Annotated in this window: 26 protein-coding genes; 13 read left to right on the top strand and 13 right to left on the bottom strand. The window is 58.8% G+C overall.

The window, feature by feature from the left end; genetic code table 11:
- Nucleotides 1–16: 16 nt before the first annotated feature.
- From V7730_RS12220 to sfsA, 3 genes are read right to left on the bottom strand one after another with little or no spacing between them, the layout of a single operon-like run.
- Nucleotides 17–289, bottom strand: a complete 273-nt coding sequence (locus V7730_RS12220; protein WP_335747874.1) for a winged helix-turn-helix domain-containing protein — start codon at nt 287–289, stop codon at nt 17–19.
- Nucleotides 234–1,043, bottom strand: a complete 810-nt coding sequence (gene map / locus V7730_RS12215; protein WP_443070216.1) for a type I methionyl aminopeptidase — start codon at nt 1,041–1,043, stop codon at nt 234–236. Before map ends, V7730_RS12220 begins: the two co-directional genes overlap by 56 nt.
- 29 nt (nt 1,044–1,072) lie before the next feature.
- Nucleotides 1,073–1,786, bottom strand: coding sequence for a DNA/RNA nuclease SfsA (gene sfsA, locus V7730_RS12210; protein ID WP_335747872.1), 714 nt, complete (start codon nt 1,784–1,786; stop codon nt 1,073–1,075).
- A 46-nt stretch (nt 1,787–1,832) separates the two neighbouring features.
- Here sfsA and V7730_RS12205 point away from each other — a divergent pair, with 46 nt between their 5' ends.
- The 4 genes from V7730_RS12205 to V7730_RS12190 all read left to right on the top strand — a co-directional run bounded on the left by V7730_RS12205 (nt 1,833) and on the right by V7730_RS12190 (nt 4,790).
- Nucleotides 1,833–2,552 (top strand): competence/damage-inducible protein A, encoded by a 720-nt coding sequence (locus V7730_RS12205; RefSeq protein WP_335747871.1) that lies wholly within the window; start codon nt 1,833–1,835, stop codon nt 2,550–2,552.
- Nucleotides 2,549–3,268 (top strand): GNAT family N-acetyltransferase, encoded by a 720-nt coding sequence (locus V7730_RS12200; RefSeq protein WP_335747870.1) that lies wholly within the window; start codon nt 2,549–2,551, stop codon nt 3,266–3,268. The genes V7730_RS12205 and V7730_RS12200 overlap by 4 nt, the downstream gene beginning before the upstream one ends.
- An 11-nt stretch (nt 3,269–3,279) precedes the next feature.
- A complete protein-coding gene (locus V7730_RS12195) occupies nt 3,280–3,849 on the top strand; it encodes a peroxidase-related enzyme (RefSeq protein WP_335747869.1) in 570 nt (189 codons plus the stop codon).
- An 83-nt stretch (nt 3,850–3,932) separates the two neighbouring features.
- Entirely contained in the window at nt 3,933–4,790 is an 858-nt protein-coding gene (locus tag V7730_RS12190; RefSeq protein WP_335747868.1) for an OmpA family protein, read from the top strand.
- Between the two features lie 93 nt (nt 4,791–4,883).
- Here the strand turns inward: V7730_RS12190 and V7730_RS12185 are convergent, their stop codons facing one another.
- The 3 genes from V7730_RS12185 to V7730_RS12175 all read right to left on the bottom strand — a co-directional run bounded on the left by V7730_RS12185 (nt 4,884) and on the right by V7730_RS12175 (nt 9,033).
- The gene (locus V7730_RS12185) at nt 4,884–5,789 is read right to left on the bottom strand and encodes a LysR family transcriptional regulator (RefSeq protein ID WP_335747867.1); all 906 of its coding nucleotides are present in this window, start codon (nt 5,787–5,789) and stop codon (nt 4,884–4,886) included.
- A 146-nt stretch (nt 5,790–5,935) separates the two neighbouring features.
- Entirely contained in the window at nt 5,936–6,901 is a 966-nt protein-coding gene (locus V7730_RS12180) for a CorA family divalent cation transporter (protein WP_335747866.1), read from the bottom strand.
- Between the two features lie 104 nt (nt 6,902–7,005).
- Nucleotides 7,006–9,033, bottom strand: a complete 2,028-nt coding sequence (locus tag V7730_RS12175; RefSeq protein ID WP_335747865.1) for an NADPH-dependent 2,4-dienoyl-CoA reductase — start codon at nt 9,031–9,033, stop codon at nt 7,006–7,008.
- 154 nt (nt 9,034–9,187) lie between these two features.
- Here V7730_RS12175 and V7730_RS12170 point away from each other — a divergent pair, with 154 nt between their 5' ends.
- Together V7730_RS12170 and V7730_RS12165 are read left to right on the top strand one after the other, a co-directional pair.
- Complete coding sequence (locus tag V7730_RS12170) at nt 9,188–9,670, top strand: RNA pyrophosphohydrolase (protein ID WP_335747864.1); 483 nt, start codon at nt 9,188–9,190, stop codon at nt 9,668–9,670.
- The gene (locus tag V7730_RS12165; protein ID WP_335747863.1) at nt 9,667–10,071 is read left to right on the top strand and encodes a hypothetical protein; all 405 of its coding nucleotides are present in this window, start codon (nt 9,667–9,669) and stop codon (nt 10,069–10,071) included. The genes V7730_RS12170 and V7730_RS12165 overlap by 4 nt, the downstream gene beginning before the upstream one ends.
- A 73-nt stretch (nt 10,072–10,144) precedes the next feature.
- On the opposite strand, the gene V7730_RS12160 is transcribed toward V7730_RS12165, so the two are convergent.
- Genes V7730_RS12160 through nth form a run of 3 tightly spaced genes read right to left on the bottom strand, consistent with a single transcriptional unit; the run spans nt 10,145 to nt 12,377 of the window.
- Nucleotides 10,145–10,735 carry a GNAT family N-acetyltransferase gene (locus V7730_RS12160; RefSeq protein WP_335747862.1) on the bottom strand — a complete coding sequence of 197 codons (591 nt, stop codon included), beginning with the start codon at nt 10,733–10,735 and terminating at the stop codon, nt 10,145–10,147.
- Entirely contained in the window at nt 10,735–11,727 is a 993-nt protein-coding gene (locus V7730_RS12155; RefSeq protein WP_335747861.1) for an adenosine kinase, read from the bottom strand. The genes V7730_RS12160 and V7730_RS12155 overlap by 1 nt, the downstream gene beginning before the upstream one ends.
- Nucleotides 11,724–12,377: an endonuclease III gene (gene nth / locus V7730_RS12150; protein WP_335747860.1), complete on the bottom strand. Its 654-nt coding sequence runs from the start codon at nt 12,375–12,377 to the stop codon at nt 11,724–11,726. Before nth ends, V7730_RS12155 begins: the two co-directional genes overlap by 4 nt.
- A 62-nt stretch (nt 12,378–12,439) precedes the next feature.
- On the opposite strand from nth, the gene V7730_RS12145 reads away from it, so the two are divergent.
- From V7730_RS12145 to V7730_RS12135, 3 genes are all read left to right on the top strand, one after another.
- Entirely contained in the window at nt 12,440–13,306 is an 867-nt protein-coding gene (locus V7730_RS12145; RefSeq protein ID WP_335747859.1) for a bifunctional helix-turn-helix domain-containing protein/methylated-DNA--[protein]-cysteine S-methyltransferase, read from the top strand.
- Between the two features lie 133 nt (nt 13,307–13,439).
- Nucleotides 13,440–14,117 (top strand): OmpA family protein, encoded by a 678-nt coding sequence (locus tag V7730_RS12140; protein ID WP_335747858.1) that lies wholly within the window; start codon nt 13,440–13,442, stop codon nt 14,115–14,117.
- Nucleotides 14,118–14,284: 167 nt separating this feature from the next.
- Complete coding sequence (locus V7730_RS12135) at nt 14,285–14,827, top strand: NADPH-dependent FMN reductase (RefSeq protein ID WP_335747857.1); 543 nt, start codon at nt 14,285–14,287, stop codon at nt 14,825–14,827.
- Here the strand turns inward: V7730_RS12135 and V7730_RS12130 are convergent.
- Nucleotides 14,824–15,192, bottom strand: coding sequence for a VOC family protein (locus V7730_RS12130; RefSeq protein ID WP_335747856.1), 369 nt, complete (start codon nt 15,190–15,192; stop codon nt 14,824–14,826). The genes V7730_RS12135 and V7730_RS12130 overlap by 4 nt on opposite strands.
- 26 nt (nt 15,193–15,218) lie before the next feature.
- A complete protein-coding gene (locus V7730_RS12125) occupies nt 15,219–16,250 on the bottom strand; it encodes an NAD(P)/FAD-dependent oxidoreductase (protein WP_335747855.1) in 1,032 nt (343 codons plus the stop codon).
- Between the two features lie 58 nt (nt 16,251–16,308).
- On the opposite strand from V7730_RS12125, the gene mnmD reads away from it, so the two are divergent.
- Together mnmD and V7730_RS12115 are read left to right on the top strand one after the other, a co-directional pair.
- Complete coding sequence (gene mnmD, locus V7730_RS12120) at nt 16,309–16,974, top strand: tRNA (5-methylaminomethyl-2-thiouridine)(34)-methyltransferase MnmD (RefSeq protein WP_443070217.1); 666 nt, start codon at nt 16,309–16,311, stop codon at nt 16,972–16,974.
- Nucleotides 16,971–17,840: a DMT family transporter gene (locus tag V7730_RS12115; protein WP_335747854.1), complete on the top strand. Its 870-nt coding sequence runs from the start codon at nt 16,971–16,973 to the stop codon at nt 17,838–17,840. The genes mnmD and V7730_RS12115 overlap by 4 nt, the downstream gene beginning before the upstream one ends.
- Here V7730_RS12115 and V7730_RS12110 read toward each other — a convergent pair.
- The gene (locus tag V7730_RS12110) at nt 17,805–19,781 is read right to left on the bottom strand and encodes a lytic transglycosylase domain-containing protein (protein ID WP_443070215.1); all 1,977 of its coding nucleotides are present in this window, start codon (nt 19,779–19,781) and stop codon (nt 17,805–17,807) included. The genes V7730_RS12115 and V7730_RS12110 overlap by 36 nt on opposite strands.
- 161 nt (nt 19,782–19,942) lie before the next feature.
- On the opposite strand from V7730_RS12110, the gene dapA reads away from it, so the two are divergent.
- Both dapA and V7730_RS12100 read left to right on the top strand, forming a co-directional pair.
- Nucleotides 19,943–20,815 carry a 4-hydroxy-tetrahydrodipicolinate synthase gene (gene dapA / locus V7730_RS12105; protein WP_335747852.1) on the top strand — a complete coding sequence of 291 codons (873 nt, stop codon included), beginning with the start codon at nt 19,943–19,945 and terminating at the stop codon, nt 20,813–20,815.
- A gap of 55 nt (nt 20,816–20,870) precedes the next feature.
- Entirely contained in the window at nt 20,871–22,052 is a 1,182-nt protein-coding gene (locus V7730_RS12100; RefSeq protein WP_335747851.1) for a M20 aminoacylase family protein, read from the top strand.
- On the opposite strand, the gene V7730_RS12095 is transcribed toward V7730_RS12100, so the two are convergent.
- Entirely contained in the window at nt 22,049–22,462 is a 414-nt protein-coding gene (locus tag V7730_RS12095) for a GNAT family N-acetyltransferase (RefSeq protein ID WP_335747850.1), read from the bottom strand. The genes V7730_RS12100 and V7730_RS12095 overlap by 4 nt on opposite strands.
- Nucleotides 22,463–22,509 lie beyond the last annotated feature (47 nt).

The raw sequence follows: 22,509 nt of genomic DNA, 5'->3' as shown, positions 1-22,509 counted from the left end.
TCGAACGGAAGGTGGCTTAAACGAGCACCGGGGGCGGCACGAAACCGTGACAGGTCCATTCTTTGGGGCTGGCCACGAGCCCCGCCTCGGTCAGCAAGCGCAGGTGGTTCATCACCGCGATGCGCGAAACATCGAACTGTGTCGCAAGCTTGCCTGCCGCACTGCCGAAGCGGTCGCGCAGACGGTTCAGAACCGCGCGGTGGGCTTCATGCGCCAGCCACTGACAGGTGGGGTTAGTAAGTCGGGTGGAATTTACCGGCGGGGGAGAGGGTGAAGATTTCGTATCCATCTTCCGTCACACCGATTGAGTGCTCGAACTGGGCTGACAGGGATTTATCACGGGTCACGGCAGTCCAGTCATCGGCGAGGGTTTTGGTTTCAGCGCGGCCAAGGTTCACCATAGGCTCAATCGTGAAGAACATGCCCGGCTCCAGCACGGCTTTTGTCCCCGGCCTTCCGTAGTGCAAAACGTTTGGCGGTGCGTGGAAGACGCTGCCCAGACCGTGGCCGCAGAAGTCTGTGACAACAGACATACGGTGACCTTCTACAAAGGTCTGGATGGCGTGGCCGATGTCGCCAAATGTGTTGCCGGGTTTGACCACTTCGATCCCGCGCATCAGCGCCTCATGGGTGATGTCGATCAATCGCTCTGCCTTGCGTGACAGTTTGCCGGCCACATACATGCGCGAGGTATCGCCAAACCAGCCATCCACAATCACCGTCACATCGATGTTCAGGATGTCGCCGTCTTTGAGTTTTTTGTCACCGGGGATACCGTGGCAGACCACGTGATTGACGGAAATACAGCTGGCATGCTGATAGCCCTTATAGCCGATGGTCGCGGATTTCGCGCCGGCTGCGTTGACCTTTTCTTCGATGATTCGGTCAATCTTGTCGGTGGTTTGACCCACAAAGACGTGCTCGGCGATCTCGTCAAGGATCGTCGCGGCAAGCTTGCCTGCGGCGTGCATCCCTGCAAAATCCGCGGCCTCGTGAATACGGATGCCGTCTTTTGTCGTGCGACCTTTATGGATGTTTGTCAACGGTGTCTCCATCTTTTGGTGGCGCCTGTCTAGCGCGGCGGGTGGCCGAGGGCCAGAGGCCCTGCAAGTGTGATGCCTGTTGGCGTGATGTGGGTGCCGATGCACAGAGTTTCAACGCCTGCTTTTGCGGCATCAGCGTGGGCGGCGGCGTATGTCGGATCGATGTCGGCGGCAATATCAACATGGGTGCAGTCGGTTCGCTGGACGAGATACAGCAGGATCGCGCGGTGTCCAGCGCGTGCGACCTTGGCCAATTCTGCCATATGCTTTGCCCCACGGGCGGTCACGCTGTCGGGGAATTCAGCCAACGGCGCATTACGGCACAGCGTCACAGATTTCACTTCGATATAGGCATCGGGCAAACCTTGCGCCTTCAACAGAAAATCGACGCGAGAATTGGTGCCGTATTTTACTTCTGGCTGCACGGACGTATAGGCGCTGAGCGCCGCTACCTCGCGTGCTTCCAAGGCGCTGCGCAAGACGCGGTTCGGCAGCGATGTATCGACGCCGGTCAGGTGGCCGTTCTCGTGATCCACCAGACGCAGGCCGAATTTAAGCTTTTTTTTCGGATCATCGTTCGGCTCAAGCCAAACCTTGGTATCTGGTTCCGCCAGCCCCATCATTGAGCCGGGGTTGGCGCAATGGGCGGTAATCTCACGCCCGTCTTCCAGCCGACAATCCGCCAGAAAGCGTTTGTAACGGCGGATAAGGCGGGCGGGAACAAGATCGGTTTGAAAGCGCATGGCATGGGGCTATACCGTAAACAACACAGGCTCAAGGAGAGGCGTAATGACGAATCCAACTGCGGCAATGTTGGTGATCGGGGATGAGATACTCTCGGGACGGACGCGGGACGCGAATATGTACCACCTCGCAGGGCAATTGACCGAAGCGGGGATCACGCTGGCGGAGGTGCGGATCGTCGCAGACGACCGTGATGCGATCATCGCTGCTGTTCAGGCGTTGTCCGAAGCGCACGACATGGTGTTCACTTCGGGCGGGATCGGGCCGACCCATGACGACATCACGGCCGATTGTATGGCGGTAGCTTTCGGGCAAAGCATTGACGTGCGCGACGATGCCCGTGCGATCCTTCAGGCCCATTATGACAAGTCGGGTACCGAGTTGAACGAGGCGCGGCTGCGCATGGCGCGTATCCCTGCCGACGCGACCTTGATCGAAAATCCTGTTTCCTCGGCGCCCGGTTTTACCATCGGGAACGTGCATGTGATGGCCGGCGTGCCCAGCGTGTTCACAGCGATGGTTGCTAGCGTGCTGCCGACGCTGACGGGGGGCGCGCCGGTTATTAGCAAGACCCTGACGGTCCACCGTGGTGAGGGTGACATTGCCGGTCCGCTGGGCGAATTGGCCCAAGCCTACCCTTCGCTTTCTATGGGCAGCTACCCGTTCATGCGTGACGGCAGCTATGGTGCGAATATCGTGGTGCGTGGGCAGGACGAGGGCTTGCTGGACGAGGCGATGGCAAAACTGACGGCGGCCTTCGCATGAGCCCCGATGCATCAAAGCTCTACGATGTGACCGAGGCCACGTGGCCTCCAGCGCGAAGCTGGCAAGACGGGCCATGGACGCTGCGAGATGGTGCAGGAGGCGGCAAGCGGGTCTCAAGCGCTACGGCGAATGGGCCGTTCACGGATGCAGACATTGACGAGGCCGAAGCCGCCATGCGCAGCCAAGGCCACCGTCCCCTGTTCATGATCCGTGATGGTGACAATGTGCTGGACGCCGCGTTGGCTGCGCGCGGATATGACCTGATCGACGAGGTGATGCTTTATGTCACGCCGATCGAGACGCTGATGGATAAACCCATTCCGCGCGTGACCTGCTTTAATATTTGGGAACCGCTGGCAATCATGGCCGAAATTTGGGCCGAAGGTGGTATCGGTCCTGCAAGGCTGGCCGTGATGGAGCGGGCGCAGGTGAAAACAGGCATCCTGTCGCGCTGGAATGAAAAGCCCGCTGGCGTGGCTTTTGCTGCCGTGCACGACGGTGTTGCTATGGTTCACGCCGTCGAGGTTCTGACCAACCAACGCAAACAGGGCGTTGCAGAATGGATGATGCGCGCCGCCGCGTTCTGGGCGGCCAAGCAGGGCGCGACCCATTTGGCGGTTCTTTGTGTGACCCAGAACAAACCCGCCAACGCACTGTACACCAAGCTGGGCTTTACCCCCGTCGGCACGTATCATTACCGCCAATACCCCGAATAAAGGAGCCTATCATGGCTGATGACGCCCCCACCGCCCTTGACCTTCCAATGGTTGATCCTCTGCCACCTGCCACGCAAAAGTACTTTGAAGTTTGCACGGAAAAGCTCGGGATGATCCCGAACGTGTTGCAGGCCTATGCCTTTGATATCGAAAAACTCAACTCGTTCACGGCGCTCTATAATGACTTGATGCTCGGCGACAGCAATCTCAGCAAGCTGGAGCGCGAGATGATCGCAGTTGTGGTTTCGGCTGTGAACAAGTGTTTCTATTGCCTCACGGCGCATGGTGCGGCGGTGCGTGAACTGTCTGGTGATCCAGTTTTGGGCGAGCAGATGGTCATGAACTACCGTGTTGCCGACCTCGATCCTAAAACGCGGATGATGCTGGATTTCTCTGTCAAATTGACCGAGGCACCTGAGATCATCGAAGAAGACGATCGCGCTGCTTTGCGTGAAGTTGGTTTCTCCGATCGCGATATCTGGGATATTGGGTCTGTTGCGGCATTCTTCAACATGACTAACCGCGTGGCTAGCGCCTCTGACATGCGTCCGAACAAAGCCTATCACGCTCAATCCAGATGAGGTGGAAGCTTGGCGCGCTATTGATTTTGTTGGGAGGCGCAGCTCACGCGGTTGAGTTGCGTCTGCCAACAGGTGCGCGCCAAATGATTACCCGCGATACCGTGAAAGATCAGTTCGCAGCACCCATCGCGCCATATGTGCAGGGAACTCTCCCGGTTCGCGTGATTGAGGGGCCGGTTCTACGCAGCGCGTGGCGCGTTGACGTGGCGGACCTGACGCCGCTGCAACTGATCGCGCCTCTGCGTGCGCAGTTGGATGCAGAGGGGTTCCGCGTTGTTCTGGACTGTGAGGCACAGGTGTGTGGCGGCTATGACTTCCGGTTCGAGACTGAAGTGCTGCCCGCGCCGAATATGTACGTGAATCTGCGCAGCTATCATGCGCTGACCGCGCTTCGGGGGCCGCAGGAGGCGCCCGAACAGGCGGTGACGATCATTGCAAGCGCCTCCAGCGGGGCGTCTTTTATACAGATCATTCAGGCTGGCGTTGTAGCCGAAGATTCTGCTGTGCAGGCCGTGGCATCTGTTCCGCAGGCCGCAGCACCTGATACTGCAAATCCTGCAGAGACGGGGAGTGTTGCACAAGCCCTATCCAGAGACGGCAACGCTGTCCTTGCAGCCCTTGATTTTGAGAGCGGCACGTCAGATCTGGCACAGGGCCCGTTTGACGTACTTGCTGAACTGGCGGAAACGATGCGCGCCCGCCCTGACATGCGGATCGCACTGGTGGGCCACACCGATAATGTCGGCAGCTTGGATGGGAATATTGCCCTGTCAGTCAGTCGGGCGCGATCGGTCAGACAGCGCATGATTGAGGTCTACGGCATCGCCCCTGCACGGTTGCAATCGCAAGGCATGGGATTTCTCGCACCGTACACATCCAATACGACAGAAGAGGGCCGTGAAGCGAACCGGCGTGTTGAAGCAGTGGTACTGGCAGAGTAGATCGCTTGCGGTTGCTTAAAAAGAAAAAGCCCTGGAAACGCTTTCGCGAAACCGGGGGAAGTGCACCAAGGGAAATGGTGTCGGGTATCTGGCTTACCAGTCGCTCGGGCCTTTTTCGGCGAAAGTGTGGACCAGAAAATCGATGAAAGCGCGAACTTTCGGTTGGGTGAAGCGTCCGGGCGGATAGACCGCGTAGATGCCTTGGGTCTCAAGCGGCAGATCGGGGATTGCGTCTTCAATCAGGCCTTTTTCCATAGCTTCCGAATAGAGAAAGCTGGGCAGGTAGGCGATGCCAAGACCGGAGATCGCCGCGTTGAGCAAGGATTGCCCGTCGTTGACTGACAACCAACCGGCGGTGCGCACTTGACGCTTTTCGCCGGAGGGCGCCGTCAGTTTCCAGACGTTGCCGCTGGACTGGTTTGAGTAATGCAGCAGCTTGTGATCGTTCAGGTCGTCGATTTTCTCGGGGCGGCCGTATTTGTCGAAATAGCCGGGTGACGCGATCATGCGCTTTGTTGTTTCGGTGAGCTTGCGGGCCCGCAGAGTGCTGTCTTCCAGCTCTCCGATGCGCACAGCCATGTCGAAACCTTCCGAGATCAGCTCAACATAGCGGTTGTTGAGAACCATGTTGACGGTGATGTCCGGGAAGTCGCCAAGAAACTCTGATAACACGGGTGAAAGGTGGTTCACCCCGAAATCAGTCGCGACCGATATTCGCAATAGACCCGAAGGCGCAGATTGCATGGATGTGACCAGCGCGTCGGCCTCTCCTGCATCATTAAGCACGCGGCGGGCGCGGTCATAATAGGCAAGACCGATTTCTGTCGGGGACACACGGCGTGTGGTCCGGTTCAACAGGCGCGCACCAAGGCGGGCCTCTAGCGAAGAGACGTGTTTCGAGACAGCGGATTTAGAAATCCCCATCTTCTTGGCGGCATCGGTAAAGCCCCCCTGATCCACCACAGTGGCGAACGCTTCCATTTCTGACAGGCGGTCCATTTGCCGTCCCCTTTTATTCATATTTCAAGGGAGAGCTATGAAGGCCGAATGGGGCGCAATCTGGGCAGGGGTGAGACAGTAGCAAGGTAATAGCAGAACCGTTGCAAGGCAGGAAACAAGAGAACAGTGTGTTTCAGGTCCTGATTCTAGATCCACCGCATGCGGCGAATGGCAAAAACAAGGATAAGCGCCAGCACAGTCATCGAAATGCACAGGATGGGGAATGCCCATGGACTGTTGATGCCGGGCATGCCGCCAACGTTCACCCCGAACAGGCCCGTCAGGAAACTGATGGGCAGGAATATCCCCGCACCGACCGATAGCAGGAAGCTATTGCGCGCCTGTCTGCGGGCAACATCCAGATCGTGGTCATCCTGAACGGCAACAAGGCGGTCGCGTAGGGCGTCCAGCTCTTCGACAGCCATTGTGGTGCGGTTGGCCAGCTCACGCAAGGCAGGCTGACTTTTGGGCGGCATGAGCGCTTCGGTGGCAAGCTTGTTCAGCGCCGCGCGCTGGGGATCAAGGTAGCGACGCAGCCGGATCACGCGGCGACGGCTTTGGGTCAGCTCATTTGGGATGGGTGTTTCGTCGTCCTCTAGATCAGCTTCGAAGAACTCTGTCAGCTTTGCGATGCTGGCGACCTCCGATTGCACGCGGCCGGTCAAGCGCGTGACAAGTTCGGAAATGAACCCGGCCGGATTGGGCGGGGCCATTTGTGCCTGTGCGCTTTGGCGGATGTCTTCTATGGCAAAGACGCGTCGCAGGCGGACGGTGATCACCACAGCGTCCGTGACCCACATCCGGATCGAGACCATTTCCTCAGCGGGTTGCCCGTCATTCATGTTGATGCCGCGCAGGTTGAGGATCAACCCCCCGTCAAAGCTGTCACAGCGTGGACGGGTTTCCGACTGTAGCAAGGCACCTGCGGGGATTTCCGGCAGATGGCTTTCGCACCATTGGGCAAGCAGTGGATCGGAAAGATCGAAATGCCACCAGCGATAGCGTGCAGGACCTGTGAGATCCGTGTTGCTGGGGACGGTGGTACTGCCGTCGTCGGCGATGTCGAAAACGCAGATCGGCATGGCGCGTCCTTTGTCTGTGGGTTGTGCCATTGTTGACGTGCTTGGTGCGTGTTGCAAGCAGGGTTTGCGGTCCAGGCCCTTCTTGCCCGGAGGAAAAAGACCCCCGGGGTATTTTCAGCCAAAAAGAAAGGTGATCAGAGCGCGGCAGCGAGCCTTGTGCCCTGATTGATGGCGCGTTTGGCATCGAGCTCGGCGGCGACATCTGCGCCACCGATGACGTTGCAGGTTTTGCCCATAGCTTCGAGCGCGTCTGCAAGCGAGCGGTCCGAGAGTTGGCCAGCGCAGAGCACGACGGTGTCTGCCGGAATGACCTGCGGCTTTTCGCGGGCCTCGCCAAAGCTGATGTGCACACCCTCGTCGTCGATGCGTTCATAGTTGACGCCGGCGATCATCTGGACGTTTTTCATGGTCAAGGACGCGCGGTGAATCCAGCCGGTGGTTTTGCCAAGGCCTTTGCCCGGTTTGGAGGGCTTTCGCTGCATCATAGTAACGGCACGCGCTGGTTTGGTCGGCTGCGGGCCTTCGGGTGCGAGGCCGGAGCGGTGTTCGGCTGTGTCGGCCACGCCCCATTCGTGCATCCATTCGGGCAGGTTGAGCGTTGTGCTTTCGCCGTCATGCACAAGGTGTTCGGAAACGTCAAAGCCAATGCCGCCCGCACCGATGACCGCCACATTATCGCCAATTTTGGCGGTGCCGTTCAGCACTTCGATATAGCTGAACACGTTATCCCGGTTCTGTCCTTCGATCTGTGGATCGCGGGGGATGACGCCGGTGGCGATGATGACTTCGTCAAAACCGGTAAGGTCGTTGGCGGAGACTTCGGTGTTCAGTTTTACCTCAATGCCGTGGTGCGCAACCATGGTGCGGTACCAATCGACAAAGCCCCAGAACTCTTCTTTACCGGCGACCTGTTTGGCGAGGTTGAGCTGGCCACCGATTTCCGATGCGCGGTCGAACACGGTAACGGTGTGTCCGCGCTCGGCCGCTGCAATGGCGGCGGACAGGCCTGCTGGACCAGCGCCCACAACGGCGATGGCTTTGGGCGCGGTTGTCGGCTCCAATACAAGTTCTGTCTCATAGCAGGCGCGGGGATTGACGAGGCAGGTGGAAATTTTTCCGCCAAACGTGTGGTCAAGGCAGGCTTGGTTGCAGCCGATGCAAGGGGCGATCTGCGCGGCGCGGTCGGTTGCGGCCTTAATGACGAAATCGGGGTCGGCGAGCATTGGACGGGCCATGGAGACCATATCAGCGCAACCGGTAGAGAGGACTTCCTCTGCGACATCGGGGGTGTTGATGCGGTTTGACGCGATGAGCGGGATGGAGACTTTGCCCATCAGCTTTTTCGTGACCCATGCGAAGGCTGCACGCGGTACGGAGGTGGCGATAGTCGGGATGCGCGCCTCGTGCCAGCCGATGCCGGTGTTGATGATGGTCGCACCCGCTTTTTCGATCTCTTGTGCCAGCTGCACGACTTCCTCGAAGGTGGAGCCGTTGGGTACGAGGTCAATCATCGACAGGCGGTAGATGATGATGAAATCAGGGCCAACGGTTTCGCGTACGCGTTTTACGACCTCGATAGGCAAACGCATGCGGTTCTCGTAGGAGCCGCCCCATTCATCGGTGCGTTTGTTTGTGTGGGTCACGAGGAACTGGTTCAGGAAGTAGCCTTCCGAGCCCATGACCTCGACCCCGTCATAACCGGCCTCTTTGGCGCGGCCGGCACAGGCGGCAATGTCCGCAATCTGTTTTTCAATGCCTGCGGCGTCCAATTCGGTGGGCGGGAAGGGGGAGATAGGGGATTTGATAGCTGAAGGGGCCACACATTTGGGGCCGTAGGCGTAGCGGCCGGCGTGCAGGATTTGCATGGCAATTTTGCCACCTGCTTCGTGCACGCGGTCGGTGACGATCTTGTGGTTCACGACATCATCATCGCTGACCATCATGGCCGCACCGGGCAGGACGGACCCTTCGAGGTTGGGACCGATGCCGCCAGTCACCATGAGGGCCACACCACCACGGGCGCGCGCGGCATAGAACTCGGCCACACGGTTCCAGTCTTTCGTCTCTTCCAGACCGGTGTGCATGGACCCCATGAGCACGCGGTTCTTCAAAGTGGTAAAGCCCAGATCAAGGGGGGCAAGCATATTGGGATAGCTGGACATGATGGGACCCTGTTCGGTTATGAGTTTTGACGCAGCATGGCGTTGCGCCGTCGCCTTGTCATTAAAAACGCCGCGTCAGCGTGGGGGGCGCTTCCGGTCTATGTGGGAGTGTTGTAGGATCCATTGGAACGGGATCACAGGAATGGACGCACGCATGACACCGGAAGAAATCGAAAAATTACCTTACCGGCCTTGTGTCGGGGTTATGTTGATCAATGCGTCCGGCGAGGTGTTTGTGGGGCAGCGGCTTGATCGCGATGTCGAGGCTTGGCAGATGCCGCAGGGCGGAGTTGATCCGAGCGAAGACCCGCGCGAAGCGGCGCTGCGGGAGCTTGAGGAAGAAACCGGCGTTACGCGCGATCTGGTGCGGATCGAGGCGGAAACGGCCGGCTGGCTACCCTATGATTTGCCGCATGATCTGGTCCCGAATATCTGGAAGGGCCGCTTTCGCGGGCAAGAGCAAAAGTGGTTCTTGCTGCGCTTTCAGGGGCGTGATGATCAGGTGAACATCCAGACGGCAGAGCCGGAATTCAGCGAGTGGCGTTGGCTGGAGGCGGGAGCGATGCTGGAGGGGATCGTGCCGTTTAAACGGGAAGTCTACGCGCGGGTTCTGGAAGAATTCGGGGAACTGCTTTGAAAGCCGCGCTCTTTGCTGCGCTCATTGCATGTACACCTGTCACGGCCACGGCATTGTCGTGCATGCCGCATTCGGTTGAGGCGGCATTCTTGGAGGCGCAGGCGGCTGAGGCGCGGTTTGTGATTGTGCGGGGGCGTCTATCTTTTAATGCGCGTCGGTTGCCAAAAGTGGACTTGAATAACCAGCATGCGACGCCAAAGATGACGTGGATCAAGGCGAAACTGACGGGAAAGTCTTTATCCTATAGCGGGTTCTCAACACCGTATAGCAAGCCGGTGACATTGGCGGTCGCCTGTTTCGGCCCGTGGTGCGCAAACGTCAAAGAAGGCTCGGACGTTTTAGCATTTGTAGAACTGGGCGTGGACGGCGGGATAGTCGCGACAAACCCGTGCGGGGGCTAGTTGTTTTAAACGCCCACGGCAAAGATGATCCGCGCAGTAAAGGACTGCTTTGTCGGGAAAGACTGCAAACCTCTCAGATAATCGGGATAGCGGGCGCGGCAGTTTGGGGGGTGACCCCAGATATGCGCGGGTCATCGTCAATTTCAACTTCGCGCTTGTAGGCGGTAAATCCCGAGCGACGGTAAAACTCCAACGCCTGCGGACTATCACTGGTGCAGGTGTGCACATGAAAGCGGCGGATGTCGGCATCCCATGCGCGAGTGATCGCCTGAGTCATCAGATAACGCCCCGCGCCGGAGCCGATGAGATTTGAGGTGAGGCCAAAATAGACCAGCTCACATTCGTCAGCCGTCCGAAAATCAAGCTCTAGCAAGGCTTCGTCAACACCGTTTATGGACAGGGTGAAAAAGGCGATTGCCGGATCATCAAGGATGGCCTGAAGCGCTGTATCGGACAGTTTGAGCCGTCCGTACCAAAGCCAGTCCATTGTGCCGACGCGGGTAAAGACATCGCGGTACCATTCCAATGTGGGGGTCACTTGCCGGAATGTGAGGCCTAGCGGCAGCGTCACTTGTTTCGTTTCGGGCCGCGCGTGCATCTCCAGGTGCGTGACAATCACAGCCAGCTTGTTTGGTGGCACATCGTAGAATCCATCTTCAAGCATCAGACGAGCCCCTCGCGGCGGAAGATTTCCATCATGTCGGCTTCGGGACGTGGGCCGACATGAGAGATCACCTCGGCTCCACATAGGTTGCCCATGCGCCCGCATGTCTCAAGATCGCGGCCCGTAGCAAGACCGTAGAGGAAGCCTGCGGCGAATTGGTCGCCTGCACCTGTTGCGTCGACAGGGGTGATACGTGCAGGCGCGGGAAGGTCCACGCGCTCAGATCCACGGATGAGCGTTACGCCATCACCACTGCGGGTGCAGACCATCAGGGGGCAAAGGGCGGAGGTGCGGGTCATCGCTTCTTCAAGGTCGTCTGTTTCGAACAGTGATTTAATTTCGGCCTCGTTGCCGATGACGTAATCCAGCTCGTGCTCGATCATTTGCAGAAAATCGGCGCGGTGCCGTTCCACGCAGAAAGGATCGGAGATGGTGATGCCCGCCATCCCGCCGCCAGCTTTTGCCGCCCGTGCTGCTTCGCGAAAGGCGGTTTTGCCGGCGTCATGGTCAAAAAGATAACCCTCAAGGAACATCAGCTTGGCATTGCCTGCCACTTCGGTAGGGACATCATCCGAGGTGAGGCCGGTTGAGATGCCTAGATAGGTGTTCAGTGACCGCTCCCCGTCCGGAGTGACGAAGATCATGCAGCGCGAAGTGGGTTGGTCACCGTCAGCGACAGGCGGGTTCACAAAGTCGATGCCATTGTCAGTCATCGCATCGGCGTAAAAGTGGCCCAGACCGTCATCGTTTACGCGGCCGATAAAGGCGGTGTTCAGCCCCAGCGCGCCAACGCCAGCGACTGTGTTTGCCACCGCGCCACCGGGTGTTTGCAGCCGGTCGTCCATCGCGCCATACAGCTGCTCAGCGCGGTCTTGCTCGATCAGCTGCATGATGCCTTTTTCAATGCTCATGTTATCAAGGAATGCGTCATCGGAATGGCTGATGACATCCACAACTGCGTTGCCGATCCCTACGAGGTCGTACGTCTTCATTCTGTCTTGTCCTTGTATTCGCATAGATCTCTGATGATGCAGGTCCGGCATTGGGGTTTGCGAGCCTTGCAGTGATAGCGGCCATGCAGGATCAGCCAGTGATGCGCATGGAGCTGGAAATCAGCGGGGATATTATCTTCAACGGCGCGTTCGACTGCCTCAACGGTTTTGCCGGGGGCGATGCCGGTCCGGTTTCCGACACGGAAGATATGCGTGTCTACCGCTTGGGCCGGCTGGTGCCACCACATGTTCAGAACCACATTCGCGGTTTTGCGCCCGACGCCGGGCAGGGATTGCAATGCCGCGCGGGAGTTCGGGACCACACCGTCATATTCATCGACCAGTATCTGGCTCAGCTTGATGACGTTCTTCGCCTTCTGGCGGAACAGGCCAATGGTCTTGATGTGTTCGGTCAGCCCTTCCAGCCCCAGATCGAGCATTTTTTGCGGCGTATCGGCGATCTGGAACAGCGCACGGGTGGCTTTGTTCACGCCGGCATCCGTGGCCTGCGCGGACAGGGCGACCGCCACAACCAGCGTATAGACGTTCAGATGCTCCAACTCGCCTTTTGGTTCAGGCTCTGCTTCTTGGAACCGCTCCATGATGGCACGGATGGTGTGATAATCGAGCTGTTTTGACGCTTTTTCCATGGGCCGAAGGTATGCGCATGTTTCGGGTCGCGTGCAAGCGGGCAGGGGCATATTGTGGCTTCATGACACAGATGATGCAAAACTCGGATACCCCTCAGAACGCCTATCATTACGGCGTAATCGCGCGTGCCATTGCGCTGATTGACAGCGCGGAGGAGACGCTGTCGCTAGACGCGCTCGCCGCGCAGTTAGGTATGAGCACGGCGCATTTCCAGCGGGTGTTCTCGGCGTGGGTTGGCGTTTCGCCGAAGCGATACCAGCAGTACCTGACGCTGGGCCATGCCAAGGCGCTGCTGCGCGCACGTTTTACCACGTTAGAAGCGGCGCATGTGGCGGGTCTTTCTGGTACGGGGCGTTTGCACGATTTGTTTGTGCGCTGGGAGGCCATGAGCCCCGGCGAATACGCCAGTGGTGGCGCGGGTCTAGAGATTCTTTGGGGCTGGTTTGATAGCCCCTTTGGTGCGGTTCTGGTGATGGGCACGGACAAGGGGATCTGCGGTCTGTCTTTGGCAGCCGAGATGGGCGAAGACGCCGCAATGGACGATTTGTTGGCGCGATGGCCAGCAGCAACCTTCGCCGAAGATCCAGAGCGCCTGCGCCCTTGGGTACTGGCAGCATTCGGGATGGACCGGACACTGGAACGTGCGCCGCTCTACCTTATAGGGGCGCCATTCCAGATTAAAGTATGGGAGGCGTTGCTAAAGCTGCCGGAGGGACACGTCACAACCTACGGTGAGATTGCTAAGGCCATTGGCACGCCCAAAGCCGTGCGCGCGGTCGGGACTGCCGTCGGGCGCAACCCGATTGGTTACCTCATCCCCTGTCACCGCGTGCTGCGCAAATCGGGGGAACTGGGTGGCTATCACTGGGGGCTACCGATCAAGCGGGCGATGCTTGGCTATGAAGCGGCACGCGCGGAGAGCCGCTGACGCTGCGCAGGGTGCGCGAGTTGTCGCTTATTCCCCGTAATGCGGCATTTTGTCGGGAACCTTTACGTCTTATGTTGCGTTCACCTAAAAGATGCTTCGCCCGAACGGAGCCGAAACAGTAAGGCAGTAAAATATGACTATTTTGAAATTCCCAGCTTTGGCCGCAATGGCGACTGTAGTTGCTTTGGGCGCTTGTACAAATCCTAACGGCTCTATCATGGCGCCACAGGGCGATCCGAACCAACGTCTCAAGAATGGCGCATTGATTGGTGCCGGTGCCGGTGCCGTCATTGGTGCCCTGTCCAAGGGTGACGGCAACCGTGACCAGGGCGCGCTGAAGGGGGCATTGATTGGCGGTGCTCTTGGTGCCGGCGCCGGTGCGATCCTTGACAAGCAAGAGCGCGATCTGCGCGCGAGCCTTGGTAATGACAATGTCACTATCAACAACACAGGTGACCGTCTGATCGTGACCCTGCCGCAGGACATCCTGTTCACGACTGGTTCCAGCAATGTACGTCCTGACCTACAGCGTGATCTTGGTGCCGTTGCAGGCAACCTGCAGGCCTACCAGAACTCAACCATCCAGATCATCGGTCACACCGACAGCGATGGTGAAGCTTCGTTCAACCAGCAGCTTTCCGAAAGCCGCGCCAACGCGGTTTCTTCTGTGCTGATCAACAACGGCGTTTCGCCTACGCGTATTCAGGCCTTTGGTCGCGGCGAAAGCCAGCCTGTTGCAAGCAACTTGAACCCGCAAGGCAAGTCGCAAAACCGTCGTGTGGAAATTGTGATCCTGCCAAACGCCAGCTAATTTGGCAGCGATACACTTCTAAAGCTCCGGCGCCGAAGGGCCCCGGGGCTTTTATTTTGTGCGCTCTTTGCATGCCCGCACAGCGCCTGCGCGCCAGCCGCCCTTGAGCATTGCCGCAACAGCCTCACATTAAAGGCCAACACATCACTCGAACGAGGATCAATTCGATGGCACCTGTAAAATTATTCGGCATTTCCGGCTCCCTGCGCAAAGGCAGCCACAATTCCTTGCTTTTGGCCGAGGCAGCGCGGCTGTTCGGCGGGGCAGAGTATTCCCAAGCGGACCTCAACCTGCCGCTCTACAATGGTGATGAGGAGGACGCGTACGGCGTGCCTGCGGCCGTGGATGCGCTTGCCCAGCAGATTGCTGACGCGGATGCGGTTCTCATTTCTACTACGGAATATAACAAGGGGCCGTCCGGGGTTCTGAAAAATGCGCTTGACTGGATCAGCCGTTCGCAGATCAAACCGTGGGGCGATAAGCCGGTTGCGGTGATGTCAGCGGCAGCAGGCCGCGCGGGTGGTGAGCGTGCGCAGCTGATCCTGCGCAGCTTTATGGTGCCGTTCCGTCCACGTATCCTGCAAGGGCCGGAGATTCACGTTGCCGCCAGCTATGAAGCCTTTGACGACAATGGCCAGTTGGTCGGAGAGATCTACGTCAAGGAACTGACCGAACTGATGACGGCCCTGCGCGCAGAGATTGCCCGTTAAGCGGAAACGCTGATTTCGATAATATTGCCATCGGGATCACGAAGATAAAGCGACATAATCGGTCCGGTGGCACCTGTGCGGTGCACCGGACCGTTTTCTATTTGAACGCTGTGAGCTTTCAGGTGCGCTTGCCAAACGTCCAGCGGCGTATCGCTTAGAAAGCACAGATCGGCAGAACCGGTTTGGACCTGCCGCGCCTTGGGTTCGAACTCCGCCCCATGCTGGTGCAGGTTGATCTTCATATCGCCAAAACGTAGCGCGTGGCGGGTGCTGCCGTCTGCAACGGTGAAAGGTGCATGAGACATGGCAAGTATCTGTGTATAGAACGACAGTGTTGTCGGGATATCAGCCACAGTCAGCACCAAGTGATCGAGGCTCCTTAGGCGCGGCGTCACAGGCTGTCTTCCACGCGAAAGCCGTCTGGAATGGCGTCGATTCCATCCAGCAGGAGGTCCGCCATGACATGGGCAACCTTGGGCGCCATGCCAAAGCCAATTTTAAAACCGCCATTTGCAATGAAATGCCCTGCACGTTCGGGCCACGTGCCCAACATGGGCGCACGGGAACGCGCGCGCGGCCGCACACCGGCCCAGCGGGCGATGACTGGCGCGGATTTTAACGCAGGTACCGCCGCGCGTGCGGCCGCGACGACATCGTCAAGCTGCGCGTCGGTGCTGGCGGGGTCGTCATAGTCGCGCTCTGAGGTTGATCCGATGGCAACTGTGCCGTCCAGATGCGGGATGACATGCACGCCACTTGCAAAAAGTTGCGGCGCGCCTGCTGCATCATAGCGCAGCAGGGCCGCTTGCCCCTTAACACCGTTGCCGACACTACGGGGGCGGCCAAGGTTCAACGCCTCCAGACCAGCCACACCCGTTGCCCAAAGGACGGCGCCTTTGTCGGCGGCTTCCGGTACAACTTCTACCCCGTGGCTGCGCAGTGCGGCGACAAGTGCGTCGCAAGCCTGACGAGGATGCAGGTGCGCGCTGAGGGTATCGCGGATCAGGTGACCGTCGGGGCTGTTTGGTTGCCAGTCGCCTTGCGGTGCGGGGATAACCTCCCATGTCGCGTGAACGTGCCATAGATCGCGTGCGGTCCCTGCACGGCGTTCGGCCAGCGCACGGGCTGCGGGATCGGCAATGGGCTGCAGTCTGCCGCTGCGTGAATAGCCGGGGTTCTTGCCACCGACGGCTGCGATATCAGCCCAAAACTCTTCGGCCATTAGCAGACTTTCCAGCTGAAATGCCTTTTTCGAATTCCAGTTTTCAGGGACATGCGGGGCCAACGCGCCGACGATGCCACCGCTACTGCCTGCTGCGGGTCCGTGCGGATCAATAACCTGCACACGGGCTCCTCTCTGGCAGCAGACCCAAGCGACCGATAGGCCAAATATACCCGCGCCACGAATGGTGATTTCGGTCATTGCTCCTGCCTCCTTGATGGCGCAGATTGCGCCAGAATTACAGGTACAGGTACAGGGCATGGGCGTGCAGGACCAGACGGCACAGATAGAATGGCGAGACGGGCTGGTGCCAGTATCAACGCGTTTTGACGATCCCTATTTCAGCCTTGAAAATGGCATGGATGAAACGCGTCATGTATTTTTGGCCGGTAACGACCTTCCAGCGCGTTTTGCGGATGACTTTCACGTGGCCGAGCTTGGCTTTGGCACGGGGCTGAATTTTCTGATGGCATTGCAGGTTTTTCGCGCCTGTGGGTGTGGCGGCAAGCTGCGCTTTACCAGTTTTGAGGCTTACCCGATGGCAATGGCTGATCTGCACGCCGCCTTGTCCGCGTTCGAAGGGTTGCCGGCTGATTTGATGCAGACCGAATTTTTTCCCGCCAATCTGGATGGCCCCGATTTTGAACTGCGCGTTGTCTTGGGGGACGCCCGCGAGACTCTGCCCGATTGGGAGGGCCGCGCGGATGCATGGTTTCTCGACGGATTTTCACCGGCTAAGAACCCGGAACTTTGGTCGACAGAGTTGATGGCGCAGGTGGCGCGGCACACAGCAGCTGGCGGGACGGCGGCGACATATACGGCTGCGGGTTTTGTCCGGCGCGGATTGCAGGATGCAGGGTTTGATGTGAACCGCGTGCAGGGCTATGGCCGCAAGCGACACATGACACGGGCCGTACTGACATGAGCCAGGGCAACAATATCCCGTTGGGCATCATGCTGATGATTGCCACTACGCTCGTATTTGCGGTGCAAGATGGTCTCTCACGGCATCTGGCGGGCGAGTATAACGTGCTGATGATCGTGATGATCCGCTACTGGTTCTTCGCGGCTTTTGTCATCGCCATCGCCAAGCGACGCGCTGGCGGAATTCTGGTGGCGGCGAGGACGACACAACCGCTGATTCAGATCACTCGAGGATTGCTCCTGTCACTGGAGATATGTGTGATGGTTGCGGCCTTCACGATTTTGGGGCTGGTCGAAAGCCATGCGGTGTTCACCTGTTACCCACTGCTGGTCGCGGCCCTGTCCGGCCCGGTTCTGGGGGAGCGTGTGGGCTGGCGGCGCTGGGCGGCGATTGGCGTGGGCTTCATAGGGGTGCTCATCATCCTGCAGCCCGGTCGTGAAGTATTTGATATCCGCGCGCTGATCCCGTTGCTCGCCGCGGCGATGTTTGCAGTCTATGGCCTGCTCACCCGCTACGCTGGGCGGCGCGACAGTACGGCGACCAGCTTTTTCTGGACCGGCACGGTGGGGGCGGTCGCGATGACGGCGCTGGGCCTGTGGTTCTGGGAGCCGATGAACGGTCGCGACTGGGTCTGGATGGTCTGTCTGTGCTTTACCGGTGTGACGGGTCACTGGCTGCTTATCCGCTGCTATGAGGTGGCTGAGGCTAGCGCAGTGCAGCCTTTTGCCTATCTCCAGTTGGTGTTTGCCGCGACCATCGGCGTTACCTTGTTTGGTGAAACCGTAAGCGCCAACGTCGCCATCGGCTGTGTGATTATCGTAGCGGCAGGCCTATTCACCTTTTGGCGCGAACGCCTTCAACGTTGAGCCGGTCAGTTCTTCGTAAAAGGGGATGGGCAGCGGATCACGGCCAAGGCGCGCACGGTAAACGGGCAGGCTTTCTGTCACGCGCATGATGTAATTCTGCGTCTCGCGGAAGGGAACCATTTCGATCCAGTCCACCACATAGATGTCGCCGTCACGCGGATCGCCGAATTGCTCCATCCAGCGGATCGGGCGGCTTGGGCCGGCGTTATACCCTGCGGACATCATCACCACGTTGCCGTCAAAGCGGCCTGCAAGTTCGGACAGATATTGCGTGCCAAGGCGTGCGTTATAGACCGGATCTGCGGTGAGCCTGTCAATTGTGTGCTGGGGCAGGATGCCAAGTGTTTGGGCCACTTCCTTGGCAGTGGCAGGCATCAGCTGCATCAACCCACGCGCACCCACGGAGGATTGCACGACAGGGTCGAACTCGCTCTCGCGGCGGGCGATGGCAAGGGTCATTTCGGGGGCCATCGGAAGGTTCGCTTCACCGGCGGGGTGAAGTGCGTAATAGGCAGATGCGATCTCAAGCCCGCGGCGGGCAGCGCGTTTGCCGATCATCACCGCGATATGGGGTTGCTCAACATCAATGGCCGCTTGTCCCAGCAGTTCCAAATCAGGCTCAAGCAATTGATCGGCCAGATGGGTCCAGAAGCGTTCTGCAAGGTCCATCTCTCCGGAGGCTTGCAAGAGTAGTCCGGCCTCGAATAGGGGTGCCTGTGCCAGCGGGCTTGTGCGCCAGTCCTGTGCCGGGGGCTTCCCGCGCAGCTTTTCAGGGAAAGGAATGCGGGCACGTTCAGCGGCCAGAATGCCGTAGAACGAAGTCTGGAACTTGGCGCCCATCGCGTAAGCGGCACTAGCCCCTTCGTTGTCGCCCGCTTCTTCCAGCGCGCGGCCCTGCCAATATCCAGCACGCCCTTGGCTGATAGGGGATTCTACCGCACCGTCATGCGCCTTGAAGTGTTTTAGCGCGCGTATAGGGTCGTTGAGAAAGCGCAGCGCGATGTAGCCAGACAACCATTCCAAGTCAGCAAAATCTGACCCTTCGGTCAGCCAATGCTGCGAGGCCATATCGTAGGCGCGTTTCGGATCGCCTGAGCGCATCTCGTCACGGGCGAGCGCGCGTCGGCGATTGCCCCAAGCGGCTGGATTGCCAAGCCCCTCAACCCTGCGCGAGGCTTCAAGCATCAGATCCTTTGCATCTGCTTCGCGCCCCTTGCGAATACGCCACTCGAATCGCGCATGGTTCACGCCGCCAGTGATCTTGAGCGCGACTGGCAGGTTTTCGTAAGTATCCACCGCGCTGTCCAAGCGCCGGTAGAAGGCGATGCGCGATTCGGCTGCTTGCTCGGCTTCTTTGCTGGCGACGCCGTACATCTGGCGCGCTTCGTCATATTCGCGCTCCCAGACCATCGCATCCAGCCGCGCATCGTGATGGGGTTTCAAAAGCTCTGCATAGTCGGCCAGAAAGGCGGCTTGCGAATTGGCGTTCATTCGCATGGTCCGCCATGCAAGCACCACGTTGGCTTGCGCCGGACCAGTAAGCCCTTTTGCGCTCAGCGCCTTTGCGTGGGCCAACAAACCCATCGGCGTTTGGGCGGGGTATTGATCAAAGAAGGTGATGATTTCTTCGTCGCTTTGTTTCAGCACCTTCGGCTCTGACTGGCGCAGCAGATAGTCCATCCCGGGCCAGTCTGCGCGGCGCTTAAGAAAATCGGTCAGCTCGGCAAAACTGCCCGCGCCTGCGCGCAGGCGGTGCCAGACAATTACATCACGTGCGACGGGGCCGTCACGCTCGGCTATGCGCTCCGCCGCTGCAAGATCACCGCCCCGTAAGGCGTCCATTGCCCAGCCCAACGGGCGCGGACGTTGTTCGGCAGTGGCAGTTGAAGTCATGGCACAGACCAGCAACAGGGCGGTCAGATAGTGTCTCATGGCTTGCATTTCCTACCTCGCTCACAGTACAGCCTTGCAACATAGACTATATGCGCGCGGGTTCAATTCACGTGTCCGCGTGCAGGCGGTCTTCCTCCGGTCTCTCCGTTCAATGGAGGGCCTTCATCCCAGGTGGCCTTTCGGTCTCCAGCACATAAAGGAGCGTGCACATGTTTTCAGGTTCTATGCCTGCCCTCGTCACGCCGTTTCGCAACGGCGAGCTGGATATTGAAACGCTGAAGAAACTTGTCGAATTGCATGTGGGTGAAGGCTCTAACGGCCTTGTTCCAGTGGGTACTACGGGCGAATCGCCCACGTTGACCCACCGCGAGCATGAGATGGTCGTCGAAGAAGTTGTCAAAGCAGCAGCGGGCCGGATTCCGGTGATTGCGGGTGCCGGTAGCAACAACACGCTGGAAAGCATCCGCTTGGCCCAGCACGCTGAAAAAGTTGGCGCTAACGGAATTCTTGTGGTCACGCCTTACTACAACAAGCCGACCCAGCGCGGCCTGATTGCGCATTTCACGGCTGTACATGATTGCTGCGAACTGCCGATCATCATCTATAACATCCCGCCCCGTTCGGTCATCGATATGAGCCCCGCAACGATGGGTGAGCTGGCCAAGCTGCCACGCATTGTCGGCGTCAAGGATGCCACAGGCGATCTGGCGCGGGTTTCTGCGCAGCGCATTACCTGCGGCAAAGAATTTGTTCAGCTGTCGGGTGAAGACGCCACTGCCCATGGCTTTAACGCCCAAGGCGGTGTTGGCTGTATTTCGGTCACGGCGAACGTGGCGCCAAAGCTTAGCGCGCAGTTGCAAGCGGCGTGTTCTGCGGGCGATTACACTAAAGCGCTTGAGATTCAGGATCAGTTGATGCCGCTGCATCAAGCAATCTTTACCGAGCCGGGTCTGGTGGGCGTAAAATACGCGATGTCACGCCTTGATTTGTGTTCCGAAGAAGTGCGCCTGCCGCTCACGGGCCTCAGCGATGAGACGCGCAAGCTGGTTGATGCCGGCCTAAAGCACGCGGGATTGCTGTAAAAACAGCGCCCTACACATCGGGAATATTCGGACATAAGGTGGGGTTAAACCCGTTATGTCCGGAGCCTTCCCGATGAACATCCTGCCCCTGATTTCCCAAAGCACTGACGAGTTGACCGCGATATTTCGCGATCTGCACGCTCACCCTGAAATCGGTTTCACCGAAGAACGCACCAGTAACATCGTGGCACAGAAGCTGCGCGACTACGGCGTAGACGAAGTCTTTACCGGGTTGGGCAAGACGGGTGTTGTCGGCCTGATCCACGGTAAGCAGAAGGGTAACCGCCGCGTTGGGCTGCGCGCGGATATGGACGCGCTGCCGATCCACGAGATTACGGGTTTGGACTATGCTTCGAAAAATGATGGCATCATGCACGCCTGCGGCCATGACGGGCACACCACCATGCTGTTGGGCGCAGCCAAACATCTGGCCGCCACGCGGGAGTTTGATGGCACTGCTGTGATCGTGTTTCAGCCCGCCGAAGAGGGCCTAGGCGGGGCGCGCCAGATGATTGCGGACGGCTTGTTCGAGCAGTTCCCCTGTGATGAGATTTACGGGATGCACAACATGCCCAACGGCCAGCCGGGCAAGGTGGGGATATGCAAAGGGGTCGCCATGGCGGGCGCGGCCTTCTTTGACATCACGGTGACGGGCAAAGGCAGCCATGCCGCGCGCCCCTCGGATGGGCGGGATGCGCTGATCATCGCAGCCAGCCTCGCGACAGAGTCCCAAACAATTCTCAGCCGGAACGTCCCCCCGCTGGACACTTGCGTGCTGTCTGTGACGCAACTGCATGCTGGTGTGGGCTATAATGTGGTGCCAGAGGTGGCGACGCTTGCAGGCACAATCCGTTACTTCAAAGACGAGATTTACACGCTGGCAGCGGGCCGCATGCAGGCCCTATGCGATGGGTGTGCTTTGGCGCACGACGTGCAAATCACGCTGGAGTTGCGCAACGTCTTTGACGTGTTGATCAACGACAATGACCTGTCGGATGCCTATCTGGAAGCTGCGGCTGTGATCGTGGGCCCTGAGAATATCTTCAGTAAGGATAATCCTGCTACGGGATCCGAAGACTTTGCCGATATGCTCAAGATTGTACCGGGGGCCTATTGCGTGGTGGGGCATGCGGGAACGGTGCCACTGCACAATCCGTCCTTCACGCTCGACCCCGACATCTTGCCTGTTGGCGCCTCGATCATGGCGCGGATGATTGAAAAGCGTCTGCCGCTCTAGATGTCACAGACCATATACGAGCCCATTTTCCCGGGCAAGTGGCGCGAAAAAGCTTCACCCCAAGCCTTGAAGCCGACGCTTTGAAAGAACTGCTGCGCAGCGGGTTCCGCGCGCACGGCCACGCGTGTGAGGCCCTGAATCTGGGCGGTGCTGCGCAGCTCATACCACAAATGTCTGCCGATGCCGCGGCTCTTGTGGGCTGGATCGATGAAGAAATTGCCCACTTCGGTTGTTGTGTTGTCGATGGGCTCTATCGGGCTGCATCCGACCATGGCGTTGTCAACTTCCGCGATCCAGAAACAGAGCTGCGTTAGCCGATCAGGCGTGATCATGAGACCCTCCCTGAAATAGCGCATCAGATCGTCGTCATAGCCATTCGATTTCTTGGACCGGTAGGTGAGGTCGGACATGGCTTGGGTGTCTGCGGGGGTTGCATCGCGTAATGTTATGTCAACCG

Origin of the sequence: Sulfitobacter sp., from assembly GCF_036961165.1 — a bacterium.
Taxonomy (GTDB): Bacteria; Pseudomonadota; Alphaproteobacteria; order Rhodobacterales; family Rhodobacteraceae; genus Sulfitobacter.
Note: the sequence above shows the minus strand (reverse complement) of the source record. Positions and strands in the feature narration are given on the sequence as shown.